The sequence below is a fragment of the Amycolatopsis sp. NPDC043885 genome, from assembly GCF_056435685.1.
Genome location: NZ_JBWKEA010000001.1, coordinates 859,950 through 884,621 on the forward strand (window position 1 = coordinate 859,950; position 24,672 = coordinate 884,621).

At 69.5% G+C, this 24,672-nt stretch carries 26 protein-coding genes; 13 read left to right on the forward strand and 13 right to left on the reverse strand.

Translation table 11 applies throughout. The features are described 5' to 3' along the window. Window positions 1–3: 3 nt before the first annotated feature. The 3 genes from AC069I_RS04315 (at window position 4) to AC069I_RS04325 (ending at window position 3,011) form a co-directional block, all read left to right on the forward strand. Entirely contained in the window at window positions 4–543 is a 540-nt protein-coding gene (locus tag AC069I_RS04315; RefSeq protein WP_478264829.1) for a DinB family protein, read from the forward strand. 25 nt (window positions 544–568) lie between these two features. Then, a complete protein-coding gene (locus AC069I_RS04320) occupies window positions 569–1,942 on the forward strand; it encodes a nitrosuccinate lyase (RefSeq protein ID WP_478264830.1) in 1,374 nt (457 codons plus the stop codon). A gap of 82 nt (window positions 1,943–2,024) precedes the next feature. Further along, entirely contained in the window at window positions 2,025–3,011 is a 987-nt protein-coding gene (locus tag AC069I_RS04325) for an SCO0930 family lipoprotein (protein WP_478264831.1), read from the forward strand. Window positions 3,012–3,014: 3 nt separating this feature from the next. On the opposite strand, the gene AC069I_RS04330 is transcribed toward AC069I_RS04325, so the two are convergent. After that, window positions 3,015–3,611 carry a DUF4383 domain-containing protein gene (locus AC069I_RS04330; RefSeq protein ID WP_478264832.1) on the reverse strand — a complete coding sequence of 199 codons (597 nt, stop codon included), beginning with the start codon at window positions 3,609–3,611 and terminating at the stop codon, window positions 3,015–3,017. A 132-nt stretch (window positions 3,612–3,743) separates the two neighbouring features. Here AC069I_RS04330 and AC069I_RS04335 point away from each other — a divergent pair, with 132 nt between their 5' ends. Then, entirely contained in the window at window positions 3,744–4,646 is a 903-nt protein-coding gene (locus tag AC069I_RS04335) for a serine hydrolase (RefSeq protein WP_478264833.1), read from the forward strand. A gap of 45 nt (window positions 4,647–4,691) precedes the next feature. Continuing rightward, window positions 4,692–5,531 carry an oxygenase MpaB family protein gene (locus tag AC069I_RS04340; RefSeq protein WP_478264834.1) on the forward strand — a complete coding sequence of 280 codons (840 nt, stop codon included), beginning with the start codon at window positions 4,692–4,694 and terminating at the stop codon, window positions 5,529–5,531. Here the strand turns inward: AC069I_RS04340 and AC069I_RS04345 are convergent, their stop codons facing one another. Beyond that, window positions 5,532–6,749, reverse strand: coding sequence for an alpha/beta hydrolase (locus AC069I_RS04345; protein ID WP_478264835.1), 1,218 nt, complete (start codon window positions 6,747–6,749; stop codon window positions 5,532–5,534). 124 nt (window positions 6,750–6,873) lie between these two features. Further along, window positions 6,874–7,821: an alpha/beta hydrolase gene (locus AC069I_RS04350; RefSeq protein ID WP_478264836.1), complete on the reverse strand. Its 948-nt coding sequence runs from the start codon at window positions 7,819–7,821 to the stop codon at window positions 6,874–6,876. A 144-nt stretch (window positions 7,822–7,965) separates the two neighbouring features. Between AC069I_RS04350 and AC069I_RS04355 the strand changes: the two genes are divergently transcribed. The 5 genes from AC069I_RS04355 (at window position 7,966) to AC069I_RS04375 (ending at window position 12,989) form a co-directional block, all read left to right on the forward strand. Then, entirely contained in the window at window positions 7,966–8,433 is a 468-nt protein-coding gene (locus AC069I_RS04355; RefSeq protein WP_465414909.1) for a MarR family winged helix-turn-helix transcriptional regulator, read from the forward strand. Window positions 8,434–8,460: 27 nt separating this feature from the next. After that, complete coding sequence (locus AC069I_RS04360) at window positions 8,461–9,309, forward strand: SAM-dependent methyltransferase (RefSeq protein WP_478264837.1); 849 nt, start codon at window positions 8,461–8,463, stop codon at window positions 9,307–9,309. A gap of 113 nt (window positions 9,310–9,422) precedes the next feature. Further along, complete coding sequence (locus tag AC069I_RS04365; protein ID WP_478223647.1) at window positions 9,423–9,959, forward strand: PadR family transcriptional regulator; 537 nt, start codon at window positions 9,423–9,425, stop codon at window positions 9,957–9,959. A 9-nt stretch (window positions 9,960–9,968) separates the two neighbouring features. Then, window positions 9,969–11,987: an oxidoreductase gene (locus AC069I_RS04370; RefSeq protein WP_478264838.1), complete on the forward strand. Its 2,019-nt coding sequence runs from the start codon at window positions 9,969–9,971 to the stop codon at window positions 11,985–11,987. A gap of 48 nt (window positions 11,988–12,035) precedes the next feature. Next, a complete protein-coding gene (locus tag AC069I_RS04375) occupies window positions 12,036–12,989 on the forward strand; it encodes a prephenate dehydrogenase (protein ID WP_478265153.1) in 954 nt (317 codons plus the stop codon). 70 nt (window positions 12,990–13,059) lie between these two features. On the opposite strand, the gene AC069I_RS04380 is transcribed toward AC069I_RS04375, so the two are convergent. From AC069I_RS04380 to AC069I_RS04390, 3 genes are all read right to left on the reverse strand, one after another. Continuing rightward, window positions 13,060–13,275, reverse strand: coding sequence for an antitoxin (locus tag AC069I_RS04380; RefSeq protein WP_340686732.1), 216 nt, complete (start codon window positions 13,273–13,275; stop codon window positions 13,060–13,062). 60 nt (window positions 13,276–13,335) lie between these two features. Beyond that, on the reverse strand, window positions 13,336–14,268 hold the full coding sequence (locus tag AC069I_RS04385; RefSeq protein WP_478264839.1) for a TauD/TfdA dioxygenase family protein: 933 nt from the start codon (window positions 14,266–14,268) through the stop codon (window positions 13,336–13,338). Window positions 14,269–14,470: 202 nt separating this feature from the next. Continuing rightward, a complete protein-coding gene (locus AC069I_RS04390) occupies window positions 14,471–14,809 on the reverse strand; it encodes a hypothetical protein (RefSeq protein ID WP_340686730.1) in 339 nt (112 codons plus the stop codon). 89 nt (window positions 14,810–14,898) lie between these two features. Between AC069I_RS04390 and AC069I_RS04395 the strand changes: the two genes are divergently transcribed. After that, entirely contained in the window at window positions 14,899–15,522 is a 624-nt protein-coding gene (locus tag AC069I_RS04395) for an AAA family ATPase (RefSeq protein WP_478223650.1), read from the forward strand. A 3-nt stretch (window positions 15,523–15,525) separates the two neighbouring features. Here AC069I_RS04395 and AC069I_RS04400 read toward each other — a convergent pair whose 3' ends face one another. Next, the gene (locus AC069I_RS04400; RefSeq protein WP_478264840.1) at window positions 15,526–17,490 is read right to left on the reverse strand and encodes an FUSC family protein; all 1,965 of its coding nucleotides are present in this window, start codon (window positions 17,488–17,490) and stop codon (window positions 15,526–15,528) included. Window positions 17,491–17,539: 49 nt separating this feature from the next. On the opposite strand from AC069I_RS04400, the gene AC069I_RS04405 reads away from it, so the two are divergent. Then, complete coding sequence (locus AC069I_RS04405; RefSeq protein WP_340686727.1) at window positions 17,540–17,980, forward strand: SRPBCC family protein; 441 nt, start codon at window positions 17,540–17,542, stop codon at window positions 17,978–17,980. A gap of 168 nt (window positions 17,981–18,148) precedes the next feature. Here the strand turns inward: AC069I_RS04405 and AC069I_RS04410 are convergent, their stop codons facing one another. From AC069I_RS04410 to AC069I_RS04435, 6 genes are all read right to left on the reverse strand, one after another. Beyond that, on the reverse strand, window positions 18,149–20,677 hold the full coding sequence (locus tag AC069I_RS04410; protein ID WP_478265154.1) for a CHAT domain-containing protein: 2,529 nt from the start codon (window positions 20,675–20,677) through the stop codon (window positions 18,149–18,151). Between the two features lie 111 nt (window positions 20,678–20,788). After that, window positions 20,789–21,268, reverse strand: coding sequence for a carboxypeptidase regulatory-like domain-containing protein (locus AC069I_RS04415; protein ID WP_478223652.1), 480 nt, complete (start codon window positions 21,266–21,268; stop codon window positions 20,789–20,791). Next, window positions 21,265–21,870, reverse strand: a complete 606-nt coding sequence (locus AC069I_RS04420) for an RNA polymerase sigma factor (protein ID WP_007030724.1) — start codon at window positions 21,868–21,870, stop codon at window positions 21,265–21,267. The genes AC069I_RS04415 and AC069I_RS04420 overlap by 4 nt, the downstream gene beginning before the upstream one ends. 332 nt (window positions 21,871–22,202) lie before the next feature. Beyond that, entirely contained in the window at window positions 22,203–22,370 is a 168-nt protein-coding gene (locus AC069I_RS04425; RefSeq protein ID WP_478264841.1) for a hypothetical protein, read from the reverse strand. A gap of 125 nt (window positions 22,371–22,495) precedes the next feature. After that, a complete protein-coding gene (locus AC069I_RS04430) occupies window positions 22,496–23,212 on the reverse strand; it encodes an SGNH/GDSL hydrolase family protein (protein WP_478223654.1) in 717 nt (238 codons plus the stop codon). Window positions 23,213–23,295: 83 nt separating this feature from the next. Continuing rightward, window positions 23,296–23,928, reverse strand: a complete 633-nt coding sequence (locus tag AC069I_RS04435; protein WP_478223655.1) for an NAD(P)-dependent oxidoreductase — start codon at window positions 23,926–23,928, stop codon at window positions 23,296–23,298. 96 nt (window positions 23,929–24,024) lie between these two features. Between AC069I_RS04435 and AC069I_RS04440 the strand changes: the two genes are divergently transcribed. Next, complete coding sequence (locus AC069I_RS04440; protein ID WP_478223656.1) at window positions 24,025–24,630, forward strand: TetR/AcrR family transcriptional regulator; 606 nt, start codon at window positions 24,025–24,027, stop codon at window positions 24,628–24,630. The last annotated feature ends 42 nt before the right edge of the window (window positions 24,631–24,672 follow it).

Here is a 24,672-nt window from a genome sequence, read left to right on the forward strand (position 1 = left end):
GGCATGGACACGATCCCCGACGAGAACTACGCGGCCAACTGGGAGGGCGACCGTCCGGAGCCTCCGCGCGTGGCGAGCGAGCGCGAGATCCTGACGTCCACCCTCGACTGGCATCGCCGCACCTTCGAACTGAAGTGCCAGGGGCTGACGCCGGAGCAGATGGCTCTGCGGGCGGTGGAGCCGTCGGGCTTGTCGCTGCACGGACTGCTCAGGCACCTCACGGGCACCGAGCGTTGGTGGTTCCGCCTGCAGTTCGCGGGCGAGGACGTCCCGCTGCTCTATTACTCCGACGAGTGGCCTGAGCAGGACTTCGAGGACACCGGCGGCGACGTCGAGGCCGAGTGGGCGGCGTGGCATGAGGAGTGTGCGCGGTCGCGGGAGATCGTGGCGGCCGCGTCGCTCGACGACACGGGAAAGAGCCGCCGTGACGGGGAACCGTTCTCGTTGCGGTGGTTGCTGACGCATCACATCGCCGAGTACGCGCGCCACGCCGGCCACGCTGACCTGCTGCGCGAGCGCATAGACGGGAGGACAGGCCACTGAAACCCTGAAATGCGATGCTGGGGCGATGAACGCCGATCCCGATTCCGGCCTCCTGTCCCCGGTCCGCGCCGGCACGCCCGCCGAGGCGGCGACGGGTGATCTCGCCTGGGTGCGAGCCCTGTTGGACGCGGAGGCGGCGCTCGCCAGGGCGCAGGCCGGCACGGGGCTGATCCCGCGGGCCGCCGCCGAGGCGATCACCGAGGCCGCCGCGTCGGTGGAGATCGACGTGGTCGCGTTGGCGAGGGCGGCTCGTGAGACGGCGAACCCGGTCGTGGGGCTGATCAAGGAGCTGACCGAGGCCGCCGGGACGGAGTACGTCCATCGCGGCTCCACCAGCCAGGACATCTTCGACACCGCGATGATGCTGGTCGCCGCGCGGACACGGGCGCTACTGGTCGCGGATCTCGAGGCGACGGCGGACGCGCTGGCGGAACTTGTCCGCGCGCATCGCGACACGATCATGGCCGGGCGCACCCTCACCGCCCACGCGGTCCCCACCACGTTCGGGCTCAAGGCGGCGGGCTGGCGTCAGATGACGCTCGACGCGCTCGACAGGCTGAATCGTGTCGTCCTGCCGGTCTCGCTCGGTGGCGCGGCGGGCACGAGGGCCGCGTACGCCGAGTACGCGCGCCTCGCCGACCTGCCCGACGGCTATCCGCAGCGGCTCCAGACGGCCTTCGCCGAGGAGACCGGTCTCGCCGAGACCACGCTCCCCTGGCACACGCTCCGCACCCCGACGGCCGACCTCGCGGCCGGACTCGCGTTCACGGCCGCCGCGCTCGGGAAGATCGCGGTCGACGTCCAGTTCCTGACGCGCACCGAGGTCGGGGAGGTCACCGAACCGGCGGGCGAGGGCCGTGGCGGCTCCTCGGCGATGCCGCACAAGCGCAATCCGGTGCTCGCGACGCTGATCCGGTCGGCCGCGCTCCAGGTCCCGGTGCTGGCCACCGGCGTCACCCAGGCCCTGGTCTCCGAGGACGAACGATCCGCGGGCGCGTGGCACGCCGAGTGGCAACTGCTGCGCGAATGCCTGCGCCTGACCGGCGGCGCCGCGCACACGGCCGCCGAGCTCGCCCGCGGCCTGGTGGTCAACGACGAACGCATACGCGAGAACCTCGGCCTCACGCACGGCCAGATCGTCTCCGAGCGTCTGTCGACCGTGCTCGCGCCGCTGCTCGGCAAGGCACGGGCCAAGGAAGTCCTGGGACGCGCGTCCAAACTCGCGCTGGAACAGGACAAGGCGCTCGGCGAGGTTCTTTCCGGCCTGCCGGAGATAACCGGAGTCCTCCCCACGGATTCCCTCGCCGACCTGCTGGATCCGGCGAACTACACCGGGTCGGCCGGGGTGCTCACCGACGCCGCCCTGGAGGCCCGCGAAGAAAATCCGAAAACTCCTTGAACCGGTCCCGCGCCGGGTCCGTGTAGGGGGTACAAGCTCACCGCGCCAAGCCGCGGAACCCCTACGAACAAGGAGAAATCCCATGCTTCGCAAGCGTTTCGTCGTCGCAGCGGCGTCCGCGGCCGTGGGCCTGGTCGCGCTGTCGGCCTGCTCCGGCGGCACCGAGCCGGCGGCGCCGGCCGTCGCTCCCGCCGCCGCGGTGGCCGGGGCGGGAGGGAGCGCCCCCGCGGCCAAGGGTGAGACCAAGGTGGCCGTGGCCGAAGCCGGTGATCTCGGCCAGGTTCTCGTCGACAAGGACGGGTTCACGTTGTACCGCTTCGACAAGGACAGCGCGAAGCCGCCGAAGTCCAATTGCGACGGTGACTGCGCGAAGACCTGGCCGCCGATGCTGGCCGAGGGCGAAGTCCAGCTCGAGGGCGTGGATCAGGCGCTGGTCGGCGAAGTGACTCGCGCCGACGGACGCAAGCAGGTCACCGTCGGTGGCTGGGCGCTTTACCGCTACGCCAAGGACACCAAGGCGGGCGAGGCGAAGGGACAGGGCGTCGGCGGCACTTGGTTCGCCGCGAACGCCAAGGGCGGCAAGGCGGGCCAGGCGGCCAAGGAGACCGAGGCGGCTCCGGCCGAACAAAAGGACGGCGCCACGAAGCTGGTCGCGAGCAACGTCGACGGCATCGGACCGGCCATTGTGGACAAGGACGGCTTCACCCTCTACATGTTCACCAAGGACAAGAAGAACAAGCAGCCGACCTGCAACGGTGACTGCGCGAAGACCTGGCCGCCGGTGCTCGCCGAGGGCGACGTCCAGCTCGAAGGCATCGACCAGAAGCTGCTCGGCACGGTGAAGCGCGCGGACGGCACCACGCAGGTCACCGTCGGCGGATGGGCCGTCTACCGCTACGCCAAGGACGCGAACGCCGGTGAGGCGAACGGGCACGGCGTCGGCGGCACCTGGTTCGTCATCGAGCCCGCCGGCTGCAAGAGCACCGCGCCGGTGAAGAACAAGGCCGCGCAGAGCGGGAACGCCGCCCCCAATAAGGACGACGCTCCCGCCCAGGAGTACGGCTACTGAGACCTAGTGGGCGAGGCCCGGCGGTCGCTCTTCACGAGCGACGGTCGGGCCTTTTTCATGCTTCGGCCGTCGCGAACCGTCCGTAAGGGGTTCGACGACCGTGGCGCTGTCGGCCCGGTCCGTCACCACGTTCTCCTCTTCGTCCTCCGGCAGCAGCACCTTGTGCCGCGCGGGCAGGAACGCGATCAGCAGCCCGAGAGCGGCGAGGCCGAGGTGCAGCCAGTTGTCCGTCGCGTTGAGGTTGAACGGGTTCCCCGCCTCTGAGACCGGGTTCGTGGATACGGTCCCGGTGATCATGAGGCCCCAGACGAACAGCGCCCCGAAGGCGACGAACGTCAGGAGACCGAAGGCCCGGGACCGGCCCGAGCCGAAGGTCAGCAGCAGACCGATCGCGCCCAGCAGGACGAAACCGAGGTTGTAAAGCGGGTTCACCGAGAATCCGAGCACGGTCGCATCGCTGCGGCCGGCGAAATCGGCGAACCCGGTCCTGGTGAAGCCCACGATTCCGAACACCAGGAAGGCCAGGCTCGACAGCCCGGCGAGAACCTGCGCGGGCTGGACACCCGCGGTCCGGATACGAGCGCGTTGTGCACGTGCCATTGCTCCGCCTCCCAGAGTTGGCGACCTGATTTCAGGCTTGGGCGCCGGATACCCCGGGGTCCTCCCGGGCAAACCGAGGCGTCCGAACGGCCTAGCCGTGAACACGAACGGGTGATGCGGTCAACAATTCGTGTGGGCAAAGCAAGTGGGGTCTTCCTTCTGGTGGGGCTGTGCCTGGGAGCCATCGTCGCGATGGTGCTGCTTCCGCCGCACCGTCCCGGCCCGGCGGCGGTCGCTGCCGCCGCGTCAAGGGACACGGTGATCACCCTCGAAGCGGAACCGGAACCGGAACCGGTCGAATCCCCGGCTCCGTCCTCGTCGGCGGCGCCAGGGCCACCGCCGAAGTCCGTCGACACCGAGGCACTCCCAGGCCTCGTCCCCGGCGGGCAGGTGAGCGTGGTCGTCTACGACCGCACCGCCAAGAAGACCACGGTCTCCGTCAAAGCGGACCGGCCGTACACCTCGGCTTCCCTGGTGAAGCTCCTCATCGCGCTGGAAGCGCTTCAAGCGGGCACACCGGCGAGCACCGTGCAGCGGATGCTGTCGGCCAGCGACGACGACATCGCCAGCAGGCTGTGGACGGCCTTCGGCGGACCCGCCATCGTCACCCGTTGGGCGGGCAAGATCGGCCTCGGCGGCACGCGTCCTCCCGAGGATCCCGGCCGCTGGGGCGACACCCGGATCACCGCGGCGGACGTCGCGAAGATCTACCGCTATCTGCTGGACCAGGCGGGCGCGGGAACGCGGACGACGATCATGCGGGCGTTGAGCGGTGCGACGGAGAGCGGTTCCGACGGTGTCCGGCAGTACTTCGGCATCCCGGACGCCGTCGGTTCCCTTCGCTGGTCGATCAAGCAGGGCTGGGCGTGCTGCCGCGGCTCGCGGATCCTGCACAGCTCCGGCACCGTCGGCGAAGACGATCGCCACATCGTCGTCGTCCTGACGTCCCAACCGGTGTCGACCACCTACACCGGCGCCGGCAAGCGGGTGACCGCGGTGGTGAAAGCGCTTCGACCAGCTATTGACGACATGTAAACAAGGTGGGACAGTGACCGCACGCCACTCTCTCGGGAGGTCGTCATGAGCACCGAAGCCCGCCTGCCCGCCGTGGCTCCGCTCGGCCCGGATTCCGTCGCCTGGCGAGTGGTCGGCGACCGGAGACTGCTGCTCGGCGCGGGGACGGCGTTGCTGCTGCAGGTCGCGCATCCGGTGGTCGGCGCCGGCGTCCACGACCATTCGAACTACACCGAAGACCCGTGGGGCCGTCTCGACCGGACCATCGATTCCTTGCTGTGCCAGGTTTTCGGCGGCCGGGAAGCGACCGCGGAGGCCGAACGGCTCCGCGAGCTGCACAAGGCGATCAAGGGCGTCGACCATCACGGCGAGCGCTATCACGCGCTGAACCCCGAGGCCTACCGGTGGGTGCACGGATCGACGTTCTGGACGACGGTCCGCATGCAGGAGGTGTTCATACATCCCTTGTCCCACAACGAAAAGCGTCACTTATACGCGGAATGGCGACGCCTGGGCCTGCTGCTCGGCCTCCGCGAGCACCACATGCCCGAGGACCTGGAAGGATTCGACGCCTATTTCGACGACGTGGTCGCGAACCGGCTCGAGGACAACCACACGGTCCGGGAACTGCTCCACTCGATCACCATGCGGGACACGCCACCGCCGCCGTGGTGGTTCCTGCCGGAGGCCTTGTGGCGTCCCGTCCGGCCGGCGGGCGGGAACGTCCTGACCCTGTGCGCGATCGGCCTGCTCCCCCAGCCCCTGCGTGATCGCTTGAGTCTCAAGTGGACGGACGCGGACGAGCGCCGACTCCGGCGCCTTGGCGCGGTCATGAAGGTGGCCGGGAACCGCGTTCCCGACCGGCTTCGGTTGTACCCCAAGGCTTATCGCGCCAAGCGCGGTTAGCTACTCGACGACGTCGACCAGCGCGCCCTTGGCGCCGGTGTTCGGCAGCGGCCACGGCTTGACTCCGCCGCTGCCGACGATCTTCTTGTCCTGCGGCGCGCTCGGCGGCGCGGTGCGCGCGCCGATCCACGCCAGGACGTCCGGGATCTGCGTCTTGAAGGTGTTCATGTTGTGCCCGGCGTCCGGGATCCGCCAAGTGGACAGCGTCGCGGGCGCGCGGACGGCGGACTGGAGCTGGTCGAGCGAGAAACTCTCGAAGCTTTCCTTCTCCCCCGCGATCGCGAGGATGTCGACCGGTGACGGGTGCTTCTGCAGGTTCACCGTGATCGTGTTCGCGTCGACGATGTCCTGCCTGCCCTTGAAGAGGTTCTCCGTCTCGGCGTCCACCGAAGCCTTGTAGTAGCCGCTGACGCTCGCCGCCTGGCCGTACCACTGCGGATGCCTGGTCACCAGGTTCATCGCGCAGTAGCCGCCCGAGGACCAGCCCGCCATCGTCCACGCCTTCCGCTGCGTACTCGCGCCGAGCTTCTCGATCGCCCAGTCGCGGATGTCGGCGGTCAGGTAGGTGTCGTTGGGGGCGCCGTTGACTTCGTCGACGCATTCGGTGTCGTGGCCGACCTTCGGTTTCCCGGTCGGGTCCGGGATGATCACCAGGGTCGGCGGGAGCACGTGCTTCGCGATCGCTTCGTCGAGCCTGCCCGGCATCCCGTACGGGCCGGTGACCACTTCCGGACCGGACGGATAATTCGGGATCCATTCGATGACCGGGAATTTGAGTGACCGGTACGCGGGATCGTAGTACTGGGGCGGAAAATACACCGAGACGTCGCGCGTGAGGCCGGTGCGTTTGCCGGTCACCGTCATGTGCACGACGGAACCCTTGCCCTCCTTGGCCCGCATCGCCCCGGCGTCACGCAGTTTGTCGAGTTCCGAGCCGTTCTCGCCGGCGACGGCGTCGACGTTTTCCGCCGAGTACACACCGGTGCCGAACAGGGCGCCGACCGTCGGGAAGAACCCGCCGATCATGTTCCCGCCCATCCCGGTGCTGACCACGATCAGCACCACCGCGACGAGGATCGTGCCGCTGCGGCCGAGCACCTTGCGGCGCCAGCGTTCCCAGAAGAACGGTACGGCGATGATCGCGAGCAGGGTCAGCACCACGACGATGACCAGGTTCAGTGTGGAATCGAGCCGGATGGCACTCAGTCCCAGTCCCATGGCGATCGTGTCCCTCTCCGGCGGCGGCACGCCCCCGCACCGCACTTCCCACATCTGGATCAAGAGACGTGCGACCACCGGAAAGTGTTGTCCAGGGTGACGCGTGTCACCCTGGACAAATCGCTCAGCCTTCGAGCGCGGTGCGCAGCACCCCGATCGCCTGCGCGATCGCGGCTTCCGCGGCGTGCGTTCCGCGCAACGTGTTGAGCATGACGAAGTCGTGCACGATGCCCTGGTACCGCACGGCGGTCACCGGAACTCCGGCCTGACGCAGCTTGGCGGCGTACGCCTCGCCTTCGTCGCGCAGGACATCGGCCTCGGCGGTGATCACGAGCGCGGGCGGCAGGTCCGCGAGCTCGTCGAGGCTCGCCCGCAGCGGCGAAGCGGTGATTTCCGCGCGCTGCGCCGGATCGGTCGTGTATTGGTCCCAGAACCACTTCATGCCGTCGAGGGCGAGGAAGTACCCCTCGGCGAACCGCCGGTAGGACTCGGTGCCGAAGTTCGCGTCGGTGACCGGGTAGAAGAGCACCTGCTGCCGGAAGGTGACGTCGCCGCGCTGCTTCGCGAGCAGGGTGAGCGCGGCGGTCATGTTGCCGCCGACGGAGTCGCCGGCGATCGCGATCCTCGTGCCGTCGAGCCCGTTTTCGGCGCCGTGCTCGGCGACCCACTTCGCCACGGCGTAGTTCTGCTCGATGGCGACCGGGTAGCGCGCCTCCGGCGAGCGGTCGTATTCGGGGAAGACGACGGCCGCGGCCGCTCCGACGGCGAGCTCGCGGACCAGGCGCTCGTGGGTGTGGAAGTTGCCGAAGACCCAGCCGGCGCCGTGGATGTAGACGATCACGGGCAGCGGGCCGGTCACGCCCTGGGGCCGGACGATGCGGACCTCGACGCCGTCCACGTGCGTGGTCTCGACATCCGCGGCGGGCAACTCGACGTCGCCGCCCTGGACCTCGTCGACGGCCTTGCGTCCTTCCTCCAGCGGCAGCTGGAAGAGGAATGGCGGGGTGGCGGTGGCCTCGACGAAAGCCTGCGCGGCCGGTTCGAGGGCCAGGTTGTGCGGGTTGGCGGTCATTTCTGCCTCCTGGGTTCCAAAGTCGACGCAGCAAAAGTAGCTTGCAACTTAGTTGTGCACAACTAAAATGTACTCAAGGAGATTTGGCTCACTCGAGTGGCGGTCTGCGGCATGATCGACGCACCATGGGGACGAGGAGGACCGATGCCGACGGACAACACCGGATCGCTGTGCCTGGACGATCAGCTGTGCTTCGGGCTCTACGCGGCATCGCGGGCCGTGACCGCGCTCTATCGCGTCGTGCTCGACGATCTGGGCCTGACCTATCCGCAATACCTGGTGATGCTCGCGCTCTGGGAGGAGGACGAGCGGCTGGTCAAGGAACTCGGCACCGTGCTGAACCTCGACTCCGGCACGCTGTCGCCGCTGCTCAAGCGGCTGGAGAAGTCCGGACTGGTCGAGCGCGTCCGCCAAGCCGACGACGAACGGTCCGTCCGCGTCAGCCTGACCGGGGACGGCGCCCGGCTCCGGGAACGCGCGAGCGGGATCCCGAAGATCATCGGTGACGCGATGGGCCTCGACGCGGCCGGTCTCGCCCGCACCCGCGCGGAGCTCGATCGCTTGACCGAATCCGTGAACGCCTACCGCGAGGCCTACGTCCCGGCCGGTTAGCATGGGATTTCCGGCGCGGACAAAGGGATGACGATGATCGATCACGACGCGGCGCTCAGGGCCGTCGAGAACAGCTTGGACCGGCCGTCCGCGGCCCGGGTCTACGACTACTTCATCGGCGGCGACACCCACTACGCCATCGACCGCAATTTCGCCGAGAAGGTGCGTGAGCGCCTGCCGCTCATGGGCGACTACTGCAAGACCAGCAGGCAGTTCCTCGGCCGGGCCGTGCGGCACTGCGCGGAGCTGGGCATCAAGCAGTTCGTCGACATCGGTTCCGGCCTGCCGACCGCGGGCAACGTGCACGAGGTCGCCGACGAGGCGCGGCCGCAGGAGGACACGCACGTCCTCTACATCGACAACGAGCCGATCGCGCTCGCGCATTCGACGCTGCTGCTCGCCGACACCGCGGACCCCGACCGTCACCACGCGATCGCCGCCGACCTGTTCGACCCCGAAGACCTCTGGAACCGGGTGATGGACTCCGGCATCATCGACGTCCGGGAGCCGATCGCGCTGGTGGTCAACGCGGTCATGCACTTCATCAAGGACGAGCAGGACCCCGACGGGCTGCTGGACTTCTACCGCGACCGGCTCGCGCCGGGTTCGCTGCTGGTGCTTTCGCAGATGACCAACGAGAACCCGGCCAACGACGAGGAACGGCAGGCGCTGCTCGACATCCTCGAGTACTACGAGACCACGACGAACCCCGGTTTCCTGCGCACCATGGACGAGTTCCGGCGGTTCTTCGGCGGCTGGCCGCTGCTGGAGCCGGGCCTGGTCTACGCGCCGGCGTGGCACCCGGACGAGAAGACTCTCTTCGCCGCGAACCCCTCGGAGTCCCGCGTCATCGGGGGTATCGCCCGCAAGCCGTAGCTTTCCCGCGTGAAGGCCCCTTTCCCTCGGCTGAGCCGAGGGAAAGGGGCCTTCACGCGCTTTGTGACCCACGTCGCCTTGCAGTGCAACTAGGTGCATATGAAACTAGGTGCATGGCACTGGAGCACGCGATCCTGGTTTCACTGTCCGAGCGGTCCGGCTCGGGCTACGAGCTGACGCGGCGCTTCGAGAAGTCCATCGGGCTGTGGTGGAGCGCCACCCACCAGCAGATCTACCGCGTCCTCAAGCGGATGGAGGACGCGGGCTGGGTCGCCGTCGCCCCGGTCGCGCAGTCCGGGAAACCCGACAAGAAGGTCTACACCGTCGGCGACGCGGGGCGGGCCGAACTCGCCCGCTGGCTCGCCGAACCCGATCCGTCGGCCACCGCCAGGGAACTCGCCGTGAAGATCCGCGGCGCCACCCTCGGCGATCCGGCCGCCGTCGCCGCCGAGGTCACCCGGCATCGCGACGCGCACGCGGCACAGCTCGACGCGTACCTGCTGATCGAGAAGCGCGACTTCCCCGACCCCAGCGTCCTCAGTGGACAGTCGTTGCATCAGTTCCTCGTGCTGCGCGGAGGAATCCGAACCGAACAGGGCCACGTCGAGTGGCTCGAGGAAGTCCTCCGGGCATTCCACCACGACGCGTAAGGACCAGCGATGAGCCCGTACCCGAACCTGCTGTCCCCTCTCGATCTCGGCTTCACCACCCTGCGCAACAGGGTGATCATGGGCTCGATGCACACCGGCCTCGAGGACAAGGAAGCGCATTTCCCGCAGCTGGCCGAGTACTACGCCGAACGCGCCCGCGGCGGCGTCGGGCTGATCGTCACGGGCGGCTTCGCGCCGAACCGGACCGGCTGGCTCCTGCCGCTGGCGTCGAAGCTCTCGACGCGCGCGGAAGCCAAGGCGCACAGGCAACTCACCGATCCGGTGCACGAGGCGGGCGGCAAGATCGCGCTGCAGATCCTGCACGCGGGCCGGTATTCCTACCACCCGCTGAGCGTTTCCGCGTCGGGCATCAAGGCGCCGATCAACCCCTTCAAACCGCGGGCCCTTTCCGGGTACGGCGTACTGCGCCAGATCCGCGCGTTCGCCGATTGTGCCTTCCTCGCCAAGGAAGCGGGCTACGACGGCGTCGAGATCATGGGCTCCGAGGGCTACTTCATCAACCAGTTCCTCGCCGAGCGGACCAACAAGCGCACCGACAAATGGGGCGGCAGCCCGGAAAACCGCCGAAGGATCGCCGTCGAGATCGTGCGCCGCACGCGGGAGGCGGTCGGCGAGGACTTCGTCATCATCTATCGACTGTCCATGTTGGACCTCGTCGAAGGCGGACAGCGCTGGGAAGACGTCGTCGCGCTGGCCAAGGAGGTCGAAGAGGCGGGAGCGACGATCATCAACACCGGCATCGGCTGGCACGAGGCGAGGGTGCCCACGATCGTGACGTCCGTGCCGCGCGCGGCGTTCACCTGGGTGACCGGCAAGCTCAAACCGCACGTCGGGATCCCGGTGGTCACGTCGAACCGGATCAACATGCCCGAGGTCGCCGAGGAGGCGCTGTCGAGCGGCGACGCGGACCTGGTGTCGATGGCGCGGCCGTTCCTCGCCGACCCGGAATGGATCCGCAAGGCCGAGAGCGGGCGCGAAGACGAGATCAACACCTGCATCGCCTGCAACCAGGCCTGTCTCGACCACGCGTTCAAGCGGAAACTGGTGTCCTGCATGGTTAATCCGCGTGCGGGCCACGAGACCACGCTGACGCTTTCACCCACGCGCAAGACCAAACGCGTCGCCGTCGTCGGCGCTGGTCCCGCCGGGCTCGCGGCCGCGACCGGCCTGGCCGAACGCGGGCACACGGTCGAACTGTTCGAAGCCGACGACGAGATCGGCGGCCAGTTCGGGATCGCGCGGAAGATCCCGGGCAAGGAGGAGTTCGCGGAGACCATCCGCTACTACACGCGACGGCTGGAGGTCACCGGCGTCAAGGTGCGCCTCGGCACGCGCGTGGCCGCCGCCGATCTGATCGACGCCGGGTTCGACGAGGTCGTGCTGGCCACCGGCGTGACGCCGAGGGTGCCGTCGCTCCCCGGTATCGACCACCCCAAGGTTCTGTCCTATGTGGACGTCGTGCGGCACGGGAAACCGGTAGGCGGCAAGGTCGCCGTGATCGGCGCGGGCGGGATCGGCGTGGATGTCAGCGAGTTCCTGACGCACACCACCTCCCCGGCGCTCGATCTCGACGCCTGGATGGCCGAATGGGGCGTCACCGATCCCGAGCGGGCGGCGGGCGGGCTGACCGAGCGGAAGGTCGAGCCGTCACCGCGGCAGGTCTTCCTCCTGCAACGCAAGAAGTCCGGCATCGGCGCGGGACTGGGCAAGACCAGCGGGTGGGTGCACCGGGCCGCGCTGAAGGCCAAACGCGTCGAGCAGCTCACCGGGGTCACCTACGACCGGATCGACGACGACGGCCTGCACATCACCGTCGGTGACCGGCCGCGCGTGCTCGATGTGGACAACGTCGTCGTCTGCGCGGGCCAGGAGCCGGTGCGCGACCTCGTGGACGACCTGCGCGCGGCCGGACTGCCGGTGCATCTGATCGGCGGCGCCGACGTCGCGGCCGAACTGGACGCCAAACGCGCCATCGATCAGGGAACCCGCCTCGCCGCCGTTCTCTGACGAGTGGCCTCGTAGATGGCAGGATGAACCCTTGTGCGGGACGTATGCGTGATCGGGCTCGGGTTGATCGGTGGTTCGCTGCTGCGCGCGGCGCATTCGATCGGCCGCACCACGTTCGGGGCGACGACCTCCGAAGCTGACGCGGACGCCGCCAGCAGGGCGGGTTTCGACGTGACGACGCAGGTCGAAGCCGCGCTGGGCAAGGCGGCGGAGCGGGACGCGATGATCGTGCTCGCGGTGCCGCTGCCCGCGGTCGAGGAAGTGCTCCGGACCGTTTCGCGGGTCGCCGGGCACTGCGTGCTCACCGACGTGACCAGCGTGAAGGGCCCGGTGCTCGACTCGGTCCGCCGTCGCGCGCCGTACGCGAAGTTCGTCGGCGGGCACCCGATGGCCGGGACGGCGAACTCCGGCTGGAAGGCGAGCAACCCGGCGCTGTTCGGCGGCGCGGCGTGGGTGCTGGGCGTCGAGCACGACACCGATCTGACCGCTTGGGCGGACGTCGCCCAGCTGGTGCTGGACGTCGGCGCGCATGTCGTGCCGCTGCCGGCGGACTCGCACGACGAGACGGTCGCGCGGATCTCGCATCTGCCGCACATCTTCGCGGCCATCCTGGCCACGATCGGCGCGCAGGGCGGGCCGCTGGCGATGGCGCTGGCCGCCGGGTCCTACACGGACGGCACGCGGGTGGCCGGGTCGAGCCCGGCGCTGGTGCGGGCGATGACCGAGGGCAACCGGGACGCGCTGCTGCCGATCGTCGACGAAGCGCTCGGACGGCTGGGTGCCGCTCGGGGCTCGCTGGCGTCGACGGGCGGCCTCGCGGTGACGGTCAACGCGGGCTATGAGGGCGCGCAAGCGTTTGCGGCCAGTAAGGACGCGGAACGCGCGGGAGTTCGGGTCAGTCTGAGCGCGCCGGACGCGCGCGACGGCCTGATCGCGCTCGGCGAGCGCGGCGGCCGGATCACCGCGATCGAGGGCGACACCGCGATCGGCGAGGTCTCCTGACGCGTTTCGTCCTCTGAACGCGGTCCTTGCACACGCAACTACCGCATTCAGAGGACGAAATGCGCAGGGGTTACTGGCCCTGCTGGGGCGGGGTGTCGGGGGTGTCGTCGAACTTGTTGATGAAGCCCTTCGCCTTCTCGACCCCGGAGTCGATCTGCGAATCGTGACCGGAGAACTTCGACTTCGCGAAGTCCGCCGCCTTGTCCAGGCCGCCCTCGATCTTGTCGTTGTGCTCGCGGAGAGCGTCGGTGGCCTTGTTCTTCAATTCATCGAAGTTGATGCCCATGGTCACATCGTCACACAGGCACCGGCGAACACGCCCCGCGATCACCCGTCGTGGGGACGCTCAGAACGGCCGGTCGCCCACGATGGCGACGCGTTCGGCCACGCGCGCGTACGGGTGGTAGTCGTTGACGGCGTAGTGCTGGGTGGCGCGGTTGTCCCAGAAGGCCACCGAACCCGGCCGCCAGCTGAAGCGCACCTGGAACTCCGGGATATGCGCCCGGCTGAACAGGTACCGCAGGAGCCTGTCGCTCTCGTCGCGGTCCATGCCGACGATGTGCGTCGTGAACGCCTGGTTCACGAAGAGGGTGCGCCGCCCGGTTTCCGGATGCGTGCGGACGACCGGATGCTCGACCGGCGGGAACGCGTCCTGGTGGCGCAGCAGCAGTTCCGGATCGGAGAAGCGGTCGAAGCCGGGGATGAAGTCGTGCACCGCGGTCAACCCGTCGACGCGGTCGCGGACGTCTTCCGGCAGGTTGTCGTAGGCGGCGGCCATGTCGGCCCACATCGTGTCGCCGCCGACCGGCGGGATCTCGATCAGCCGCAGGACCGAACCGAGCGCGGGCTCTGGCCGGAAGGTGACGTCCACGTGCCAGATGTTCTCGAACGCGGGCATGGTCGCCGAGCGGGTGAACCGGGTGGTGTCCGCGGTCTCCCCTTTCTGGATGAACGGGTTCGTCTCCAGTTCACCCCAGTTGGTGGCGAAGGCACGTTGGTGCTCCGAAGTGATGTCCTGGTCGCGGAAGAACAGCACCTTCCACTCCAGCAGCGCGCGATTCAGCTCGGCGTGGAGAGCGGGCGTCAGCGGCCGGGCCAGGTCGACGCCGCCGATCTCGGCACCGATCACCCGCCCCAGCGGACGCAGCGCGAAAAGCTCGTACGGGCGTTCTTCGATGCCTTCCGGCAGGCGCCGTAGCAGCCGCGGCCCTTCGAGGATCCCGCCGTCGGGGACGGTCGCGGGGCGGAGACGGGCACGGTCGGGCAGTTCGATGGACATGGAGGCTCCCTGGATTCACCGTCGGACGACTTGGCGAGATGAGGAGCTACGCGGGCGGAGAGCCCAAACGTCCACGGCGCAGGAGCAATGCGGCAACGCCTTCGCCGGCCGAACGCGTCGGCGCGGACTCCCAGTGGACGGACACGGCGCCATCGTGGGCGCGATCCGGCGTGCGGTCAACACCGTCCACGGGCCGGGACGATCATCGCCTCCGCTCGGAGGGGAAGCTGCCCGACCACGTGTTCCGCTCCTCGCGCGGCCGCAGCGCCTCGGCCAGCACCCACTGCGAATGCGTCGTGCCGCCCCGGCCGACCGGACCGAGCTGGAAGGTGACCCAGCCGACCCAGTGCCCCGTCGTCGTCGCCCGCCACATCCCCAGCAGCCCGGGGACGGTGCCGGTCAGATCCAGGCCGTCGGGCAGGCGGGTCTTCACCGCGCCGACGGGGTACACCAGCTTGAGATCGACCCAAACGGGCTGGTTGGGCCGGACCATGTGCAGGTGACGCGGCCCCGGCGGCAGCGTGTCACCAGTGTCGAGCATGCGTCGATTATGCGTGAAAACTCGAACATTAGTTCGAGATGATGCTCACCCTCCCCCGTACGGGTGGTCGCGTGGCTAGGGTCGGCGGCATGCTCGTCTGGATCAACGGCCCGTTCGGCGGCGGCAAGACGCAGACCGCGCACGAACTGCACCGGCGGCTGCCCGGCAGCGTCCTGTCCGATCCCGAGGTCGCGGGTTTCGGCCTGCACCGGATGATGCCGCCACGGCTGCGCGGCGACTTCCAGGACCTCGCCGCCTGGCGCCAGGGCGTTTTCGAGGTGCTCGACCTGGTACTCGGCAAACAGGACGGTCCGGTGATCGTGCCGATGACGCTGGTGGAGCCCCGGTACTTCGAGGAGATCGTCGGCAGGCTGGCCGACCGCGGGCACGACGTCCGGCACTTCGCGCTGCTGGCCGAACGCGAAACCGTGCTGCGACGGCTGAGCGAACGCGGCATCGTCCATTCCGTACGGCGGAAGGGGAGGCCGCCGAAGCGCGAGAGTTTCGCGGTGTCGAAGCTCGACCTCTGCCTGGACCGGCTGAGCGGTGCGGAGTTCGGCGAACACATCCACACGGACACGCTCGCCGTCGCGCGGGTCGCCGATCGGATCGCCGCGTCGGCCGGGCTGCCCCTCGCCCCGAACACGGACGGCGCGCTGCGGGGTTTCGTGCGTCGCAAGTGGACGAGCGTCAAGCACATCCGGTTCGGCTGACGCTCAGGCGCGGCGGTGGTAGGGCAGGAACCGCCGTACCAGCCGCAGCGGCGCGCGTTCGACGAGGTCCGGGCCGCGCACGGCGTCGAAGGCGGCGCCGATCTGGTCGACGACGCCCGACAGCTGCTCGTTGTCGGGCATCGGCATCTCCGCCGGTTCCCGTTCTTCGCGGACGGCGGCCGCGAGTTCGGTGAGGGCGGCCGTCAGGAGGGCGATGTCGGCATCGGCCGGGGCAGGGGCGCCGCGGCCGAGGGTGACGCCGACCTCGGTGACGGCGTCGGCGACGCGTTCGAGCCCGGCGATCACCGGCCACCAGGCGACGGCCTGCCGCCCGGCCGCCGAGGGTTCGACGACGACCTGCTGGAACGCGGTCCGCAGGTCGGCCAGTGCGCGGTAGGCGCGGCGACGGGCGCGGGAACGTTCCAATCGCGCTTCGCCCGACGGCGCGAGCACGAGCCCCTTGTCGACGTATTTCACCAGGCTGTCGAGGCTGTCGGCGAGCCGTCCGCCGACCTGCGGCCGCCGGCTGCCCGGCCAGAGCAGGTAGCCGAAGATCAGGACGATCGCGCAGCCGAGCACGGTGTCGACGAGCCGCGCGAGCACGACGTTCCAGCTTCCGGTGCTGGCGAGATCCATCTGCAGGATGATCAGCGGGGTCACGAAGGCGCTGAGGATGCCGTAGTTGCGGACCTTGCCGACCGCGACGCCGCCCGCGAACACGGCGATCAGCAGGACCAGCAGCCAGCCTTCGCCGCCCGCGGCGAGTACGGCCGCGCCGATGCCCACGCCGATCACCGTGCCGATACCGCGCAGCACGGCGCGGCCGAACACCGAGCCGAAGTCGGGTTTGAGGACGATGCCGACGGTGAGCGTGATCCAGTAGGACCGTTCGAACGGGACGAGCAGCGCGACGACTTCGGCGATCGCGACGCACAACGTGAGGCGGAGCGCGGCGAACCAGGTGAGCGGGCCGGAGATGAGCGACCCCGCCCAGCCGCGGAGGCGTTTGTGCCACGGCTGGATCTCGCGCCGTTTCCGGTTGTCGCCCTTGCCTATCCGGGCGAGTCCGGCGTAGAGCGCGGCGGGGACCGGGTCGGCGCCTTCGGGCGCTTCGGGCGGCTCCGGCAGTTCTTGGTTCGCGAGTACGGCCGCCGAAGTCGCGATGAAGTGGTCGATCACGTCTTCCGGGGCGCGGCGGCCGGCGTTGACCATCGCGACGGACGCCTCGACGGCGGGGGTGCTGGCCGAGAGCAGGTTGAGCAGCTGGCGGTAGGTGGCGTCGCGGCCCGACAGCCAGGATCGCGCGGTGAGCAGCCGGTCGTACGCGGTGTTCATCGCGGTCGTGAGCTGGTGGCGCGCGACGCGGGAGGTGGCTTCGTCGGTCGCGGACAGCATCGCGGCGAGTTCGACGTAGACGTGCGCGACGGCGCCGCGTTCGGGGCTGGTGGCGCGGAAGGTCCAGGTGGCGAGCGCGACGAGCAGGCTCCAGGCGGCGCCGACGCAGAAGTAGCCGAGAAGGACTTCGACGCGCAGGCCGGTGACGTGCTGGCCGGTGCCGAGCACGCAGAAGACGAACATCTGGAGCCCGGCGACCGACGCGTTGCTGCCCGCCGCGCTGATCAGCGCGGACACCGCCGCGACCCCGACGACGACCGGGATGGACGCGGCCGGGATGCCGCCCGTGATCAACCCGGCGAAGTAGCCGAGGACGGCGGCCGCGGTGGCGCCGCCGAGCCGCCGGGCACGGTAGCGGTACGGGCCGGCGGATTCCGAAAGGACGGTGGGCAGGGCGCCGGTGGAGATGAGCGCGCCGACGGCGATGTCGCCGAGCGCGTAACCGACGGCCAGCGGTACGGCGAGGGCGAGGACGGCGCGGGCGACCATGTTCCACGGAATGGGAACCGGTGTGCTGCGGAGCAGCTGCACCAGCCAATGTGGTGCGGCGATCTCGCGGCGCGTCGTGCTCACGCCCCTATCTTGACTTATCCGTGGCGGCCGGAGCGGTTATCGTCGCCACATGGGCAAGACGTACTCCTTCGAGGTCAACCGGACGAGCAGCGCCTCGCCCGCTTCGCTGTTCGCGCTGGAGGCCGACGGTTCCCGGTGGTCGGAATGGGCGAAGCCGGTGGTGTTCCACTCGCGCTGGGCGCGGAAGCCGGACGCGGACGGAGTGGGCGCAGTCCGGGCCGTCGGGCTGTGGCCGGTGTATCTCCACGAAGAGACGCTGGAGTACGAACAGGACCGAAAGCACGTCTACGGCTTCGCGGGTCTCGCACCGCTCAAGGACTATCGCGCCGAAGTCTCGTTCACGCCGAACGCTTCCGGCGGTACGGATCTGCGCTGGGCCGGCCGGTTCACCGAACCGCTGCCCGGCACCGGCGCCGCCGTCCGCACGGCCCTGCGCACCGTGATCTCGATCCTGGCCACTCGCCTGGTGAAACACGCGGAACGCGCCTGACCCCACCCCCCGCCCTTCCCAAGGGGGGCGACCCCGAGTCCAGTCTACCGGCGATGGGGTACGGAAAGGGCCGCTCGGCTGAGTTGTCCACAGGGGGCGATGGTTGTGGACAACTCCTGTGGGGAACTGAAGGACGCCAAAGCCGCATAGGACGCGGCGAAAGTCCCTTCAGCCCGCGCCCAGGCACAGGAAGGGGCGCCGCAACGGATCGGCGGCGGTCGCTTCCGCGAGCGCCAAAGCGGGCGCGGTCCCCGAAGCCAACCGCCGGTGCAGGTCGGACATCGCGGCGGCGGCGGCCTTGTCGCCGACTCGCGCGATCGCGCCGATGACCGTCCGCGAACCACTGGCGAGCAGCGTCCCGGCGAAACCGAGCGCCTCCTCGCCGGGCCGGATATGACTCATCGCGAGTTCGCACGCGGCCAGCACCACCCGTTCCGGCGGCTTCGCGAGCCGGGCGGTTTCGTGCGCGTACAACGGGCCGTCGACGAGCTCCAGCCGCGAGAACAGCGCGTTCGCCGGTTCGTGCGCGCCGTGCGCGACCAGATGCGCCATCCCGGAACCGTCCAAAGCGGACAGTACGGCGTCGCTGGTCGCGTCCTTCCCGTCGACGAGGCGGGCCTGCGGGTACACGGTCCGCAGGTTCCGCACCTCACCGACCGAACCCGGCACCCCAGGCCCGCCGGCGAGCAGAACCGGGCCGGAGCTCCGCCTCCCGGACGCGGTCACCCATGCGGTCGCCGACGGCGCGATCGACACCGGATGTCCGTGCAGTGACGGCAAAGCACCCCACGGCAACGCGTACAGCGAGCCGATCGGCACGATGATCAGCTCGCGGTTCTCCAGCGTCTTCGCCAGCGACGCCGAGATCAGCTTGTCCAGTTTGTCCGCCCGGCGCCGCGCGGAACCGGTGACGACCTCGACCAGCGGGGCGGGCAGGTTGTCCGGTGCCAGCGCGTCGAGGTCCGCGTGCAACTGCCGCGCGGTCTCGACGATCTCCGCGAGCGGCCCCAGCTTCAGCAGCCGGAACCGGCCGCGGTCGACGACCACCGCGTACAAGGTGTCGCGATACCCCATCAGGCTGACCAGCACGCGATCGCCGAGCCGCTCCACCACCTCTTCGGGTGCCGAGACCGGGCGCGGCCGACCCCATTGGCTGGTGTACCACCCGAGCCGCGTCGCCTCCCGCTGCAAACGGTCGTAGCGCTCCTCGAGTTTCCCGACCGGTTCGCCGGACGACCGCCGCGCCTGGATCGTCCCCTGCAAGTGCCGCATTTCGTTGATGTGCCGGGCGAGCGCGGGATCCTCGATGACCGGCAACGGTTCGTAGCGGTACACCTGCGCGCGCGTGCGTTCGAGCCACGCGAACAGGCTCTTCGCCCCGGCGCCGCTGCGCCTCGCCTTCTTGAGCACCAGCGTGAGCGCGAGTTTGCCCAGCTCCTCGCCGTGCGCCGCCGTCCCGCAGACAAGGTCGAGCCCGCCCATGCGGTCGCGGATCTGCCCGAGTTCCGCCAACCCTGCCCGCGCCTGCGCGAGCGCCGAACGCGGCCGATGCGACGCCACCGCGAGTTCGGCCCGGCACAGCCGCAGCTGCATCCGGTGGTCGATCGGCGTGGTCTGCCGAGGTTTCGGTACCTGCGCCAGGAGTTCCTGCGCGGCGACCGTCTCTTCGCGACGGATCAGCAGCCGCACCGCGAACATCCTGGCCGCGCCCGCTTCGTCGCGCAGACCGAGCCCGGCCAGCCGGATGGCGAGATCGGCCAGCCGCTCCGGCAGTTTCGCGGACGGCTTCTTTTCCCGGTCCGCCAGTACCTTCACCGCGTCCGCGCGGAGCCGGGTCAACTCGGCGATCTCCGCCCACCGGCCGTTGCCACGCCGCAGGAAGCTCCGCCGTGCGGACGTCGCGAGCTTCTTCGCGAGAACGTGGTCACCCTCGAGGATGGCGGCCCCGGCCCGCGCGACCTCCGCTTCCGCGACGAGATGGCGCGCACCGTTGTCCCGGAGTTCGGGGATCGCCTCGTCGAGGTGTCGCGCCGCTTCCTCGGCGAGCCCGGCGGTGAGCAGGGCCTTCGCCTGGTCGAGCCGAACGAGCGGCAGCGAGCCGGGACCGTCGGTGACGAAGATCGAGGCCGCCTGTTCATAGTACCGGAGCGCTTCGGGGATGTCGCCGAGCAACTGGGCGTGATCACCCAGGTTGTGCCGGATCTTCCCTTCGAGGCGGCGATGGCCGTACTTCACCGCGATGTCCAGCGCGCCGCTCAGATCCTGGTAGGCGCCGTCGGGATTGGTCATCTGGAGATGCAGCCACGCCCGGTTCATCATGTTCCGGGTCAGGAGCAGGCTGTGGTCCTCCACCTCGTCGGCCAGGCTGGGAAGCACCGCGTCGTAGAGCGCGAGTGCCTCCTCCAACCTCCCGATCCGCATCAGGACGACGGCGCGCTGCAGGACGACGGTGAACCGCAGCAGCCGCCGGGTTTCGCCTTCCGGCAGCGAAAGCCGCACTCGCTCCGCCTCGTCCAGCCGCGCGAATCCGTCCTCTTGGGACAGGACCTCGGCCTCGGCCGCGGCGAGGCTGATCAGCACCCTGACCCGGATCTCCAGCCGTTCCGGCCCGGCTGCCTTCAGCGGCCCGAGGCACGACAAAGCGCGCTGCAACAACCTGATCGCGGCGCCCGGGCCGTGGTCGGCGGCGGCGGCCATCGCCTGACGATGGAGGTCCGCGGCCTCGGCTACGGGATCGACGACAGGAAGCTGCGCGGGCACACGCACTATGGGAGCACACCCGCGCCGCATAACGGAACAGCCGTCCGGTTACAGCACCACTGTCGGGGTCACGACGGTCCGGCGACAGGTCACGTCGCCGAGGTGGATCACGATCTGGGTGGTGCCCTGGGGGACGTTGTCCAGCACGAACCGGCCTCCCTCGTCGGCGGTGGTGGAACTCGTGCCGTGCTCGGCGACGCGAACCTCCACTCCGTACTCGCCGGCGGGCACGAGCCAACCGTCGATCCGGTGTTTCTTGCCGATCTTGGTGAGGTTGATCATCACGGTCAGGTCGCTGACGGTGAAGGTGATCGTGCCGGTGTCGCTGCCACGAACGCCCGCGGTGGCGTCCATCCGTTCCCAGCGGGCGACCTCGACGTCGAGGTTTTCGAGCGCGAGCGCGAACTGAACCCGCTGCACCAGGTCTCCCGGTGGCGGGTCCAGTTCGTTCATGAAGCGCCCGATATCGGCGAGCAAGGCCTCATCGCCCGGGGAGGTCATCTCCCCCGGCGTCCCGAGGTCGTTCATCGGCTTCCCCCTTCGTGGGCCAGCAGGTCGCGCATCGATTCGAGGCAACGGCCCCTGGTCGGGCCGACACTTCCGCGCGGCATACGGAGTGCTTCGGCGACCAGTTGGTATTCGGCCCTCCCGGCGAGCACGGTCAGCCGAAGGAGCTGCTGACAGCGGTGCGGCAGGCGGAGGAAGGCGCGCCAGACCCGGCGATCCCGGTCGGCGCGGACGGCTTCCTCTTCGGGGGCCGGGTGGGTGCTCTCCATACTCTCGGCCAGCTCGTCGGTCAGCGGGACAGGCTGGGCGCGGCGGCCGAAAGGATGTTGTGCTTCGCGTCTGGTGGTGGTGATCAGCCACGCGGCGAGCGCCTTGGGGTCACGGAGTTTCTCGAGCTGACTGAACAGGGCGAGCCACACCGTCTGGACCACGTCCTCGGCGGTCAGGCGGTCGAGCCCGTTCGCGCGCGCGACATGCCACACGAGCGGGGTCAGCTCGTGCACAAGTCTGTCCATCGCCTGGCGGTCACCGGCCCGCGCCGCGCGCATGCAGGCGGCGTGCAGATCGGCACCGGTCAGTCCTTCCCATGGCGGGTCTACCTCGGTCGTTTGCACGTCGGTCACCGTATCTGCCCCACTTCGGACGTGTCTTCGTGTCGGCGCTGGCAGTATCGCGGGCCCTTCGGGGAGAAGGAGCGTGCAAGAGGCTCTGGGATACATCAAGTCACTAACTTTTTTGTCGAATTTCGGTCATCCCCTCGATGTGGGGTGAAGGACCAAAGGCACCGGCCGGCGCGAGTAGGTGTGGACTGCGCACCGGCCGGCCCTTTTTCCCTCCCCCCGGGCCCGCTCCCCAACGGGCCCGCGTCCGGGCGTCCCCCCTCCCCCGAAGGGAGCACCCGGAGGTGATGCCCGGAGGCCCCCTCGGCCTCCGGACATCACCTGTCTGTGTTGGTTCAGTTCACCGGCGGGTTGGTGCCGTTCGGCTCCCAGTTGCCGTCCGGGCTGGTGCCGGGACGGGGCGGGACCGGCGCCGTGATCGGCTTCGGCTTCGGGGTCTCTTCGAGGTCCTCGGTGGCCGTGGCCTCGTCGTCGACGGGTGCGGTGTGGGTCTCGGTAGTCATCGGGTGTCCCTCATTTCCTCGACTGCTCCATAGGACGCAATGAGGCTGCCACCAGATACACGCAGAGCCAGTTTTTTCGCGGAAATTTCTTAATCTGTGGCAGGCGGGTGACCCGATCAGCGTTTTTACCCGGAAATGGTGTCGCTGAGTAGCCGTCGGCTCACGTCCGCGAGTTGTTCGGCCCAGCGCCGGTAGCCCTCGGGGCCGGGGTGGAAACGGTCCTCGGCGAAGGTCGCCGGGTCCAGCATCGCGGCGGGCATCGGGACGTGGACGACGCCGGGCAGCAGCGCCAGCCGCGCGGCCGCGGCGTCGAGGACGGCCGACCGCGCGCCGAGGACGTCCCGCAGCGGACGCGGCAGCGACGGGAACCGGCCCATCGGCGGCACGCCCGCGAGCACCACCGGGACCCGGCCCACCCGGCGCCGCACGGCGACGACGAGGTCGAGCAGGTCACGCCGGTAGCGGGTGGCCGAATGCAGTTCGATCGTGTCGTTGACACCCAGCGCGATCACCACGAGGTCGGCGGGTTCGAGCAGCGGCAGCAGCTCCTCGCGCGCCACGCGCGCGTTGGCGCCGGTCTTGCCGAGTGCCTGCCAGGCGACCGCGCCGCCGTCCCGCGCGAGTTCGTCCGCGAGCCGTCCGGTCAGCGCCTCGGCGTGGGTGGCCGCGCCGACGCCGTCCACGGTGGACTCGCCGAGCACCGCGAGCCGCACCGGGCGGCCGCCGCCCTTCACGAGGCCGGTGACCGGCCCCGCGGCACCGGGCAGCCTTGGCGTCGTACGGCGCACCCGGACGGCTTGCGCGAGCAGGATCGGGGCGAGCACCACCGCACGGCTGATCACCCCGCGACTCTACTTCCGCGTTTCGTCCTCTGAACGCGATCGTTGCGCATGCGACAACCGCATCCGGAGGACGAAACGCGGAATCAGCCCTGGGCGATCGAGACCGTCTGACGGACGAGCGAATCGTCCGCGGCCGCGCGGAGCAGGTAGTCGGCGACGTCGGCGCGGTTGATGCTGTAGCTCCCGCGGACGTTGCCGTCGGTGCGGGCGGCGATCGCGCCGGTGTGCGGCCCGTTCAGCAGGCGCGGCGGGCGCACGATCGTCCAGTCGAGGTCGCTCGCGCGCACGATCCGCTCGGCGGCGACCATGTCCGCGAAGGCGTGCCGGAGGACCCTGCCCAGGATCGGCTTGACGACGTTCCTGGTGAAGAAGGCGTCGCCGTCGACGAACGGGCCGCTGGCGCTCACCAGGAGCAGCCTCCGCGTGCCCGCCGATCCGAGCGCGGCGACCGCGGCGTGCGCCCCGTCGGTGACGATGGTCGTCGGGTTGCGGTCGCGGGCGCCGAGGGCGGAGATCACCACGTCGCGCCCGGACACCGCCTCGGTCAGCGCGCCGTGCTCGGACAGCCGGGCGATGACGACCTCCAGCAGTTCACCTTCGGCGTTCAGGCGGGACGGGTCGCGGACGACCGCCGTGACGTGGTGCCCCGCGGCCAGCGCCTGCTTGACGACTTCGGAGCCGACCCCGCCCGTGGCACCGAGAACAGTGAGCTTCATGGTCACGCCTTCCTGGGTTAGTGAACACTCACCCACTATGGTGAGTGTTCACTAACCACTTGTCGAGCGAACGCTGAGAAGCCCTCAGGAGCGAACATGGGAAGCCGCGAGGAGATCGTCGCCGCGGCGGCGAAGGTGATGCGCGAGCAGGGCTACGCGCACGCCACGACAAAGGCCATCGCACGGGCGGCGGGCTACTCCGAGGCGTTGCTGTACAAGCATTTCAAGGACAAGACCGAGATCTTCATGAGCGTGCTCACCGAGCGGCTGCCCGCGCTCGGGACGACCCTGGACGAGCTGATGAGCTCCGCGGCGGACACACCGCTCGCGGAGAATCTCGCCCGGCTGGCGCGGATCACGCTGTCGTTCTATCTGGAGAGCTTCCCGATCGCGGTGTCGCTGTTCTCCTCGCGGGAACTGCTCGCGACCCATCGGGACCGGGTCATGAGCCGGGCGAGCGGGCCGGACGTCCCGCTGGTGCGCGTCTCCGCGTACTTGGGCGAGGAGGTCCGGCTCGGCAGGGTTCGCGAGGACGCGGATCTGGACGCGGCGGCGTCGCTGCTGCTCGGGGCCTGTTTCCAGTACGCGTTCCTGGCGTCCTTCGACGACCGCGAGCCGTCCCCCGAAGAACTGGACCAGTGGGCGGAGAGGCTGGCGGGCACGCTGGTGGTCGCGTTGGTCGTGAGTGGCGATTCGGGTTAGAACCCGAATCGCCACTCACGACCACCTGTACCGAACGATCAT